We start from the raw sequence: 640 nt of genomic DNA on the forward strand, positions 1-640 counted from the left end.
GGAACTTTATAGAAATGAGCTCCAAAACGGCTGATCCCGTCTTCCTGCTTCAGAAGAAAATAGAAAAACGGTTTGCCAACCACCACCCGGATCTCTGGGTACCTGCCTACTCCCGGGTTACCTTTTCAGACCAACCCTATGCCGAAGCACTTTCTGTAGGTGATGCCCAGGAGGCCATCATGGCGGAGGTCATGAAGCTCCCTGATATCTCAGAAAATTGGAAGAGCAAAGAAGTAGAGGATTTTATACTGGAAAAACTAACATCAGGAAAGTAAGCATCAGTACTTTTTAGATTTCCTGATTTCTGCCCTGCGCATGGGCATGCCATCTATAAGAGTAAATATGAACTGGGGTTCAACCGGGTAAGCCGCCTTTAGTTTTACCCCTCCATCTTTACCAAGCAGGATCACCCCCTGAAAATTCCTGTCTATTTGTTCTGGCAGGCGATACTGGCTGGCCTCAAGATCGCGCGAAAGCAATGCCTTCCCGTTGTAGCAAAAGATAAGGAGGTCCCTTTCCGTAAGAGCTGTATCCAGTTCCCGGAATGCTAAAAGCTGTTTGTCCCGCGCTATAGTCTCCCCATCAGGATCCATCAGGACCAGGATCCTGTTCTTCCATTTGAGTGAGGAGAGCGACTGTG

Annotated in this window: 1 protein-coding gene and 1 pseudogene; one reads left to right on the forward strand and one right to left on the reverse strand. The window is 48.1% G+C overall.

Annotation, left to right across the window (positions count from 1 at the left end):
* Window positions 1-275: pseudogene (locus tag AC4E7D_RS10990) on the forward strand (kynurenine 3-monooxygenase); the annotation flags it as partial.
* A 3-nt stretch (window positions 276-278) separates the two neighbouring features.
* Here the strand turns inward: AC4E7D_RS10990 and AC4E7D_RS10995 are convergent.
* The coding region (locus tag AC4E7D_RS10995; RefSeq protein ID WP_490173844.1) for a DUF4174 domain-containing protein at window positions 279-640 on the reverse strand (362 nt) is incomplete at its 5' end.

The sequence above is a fragment of the Lentiprolixibacter sp. genome (genome assembly GCF_982873095.1).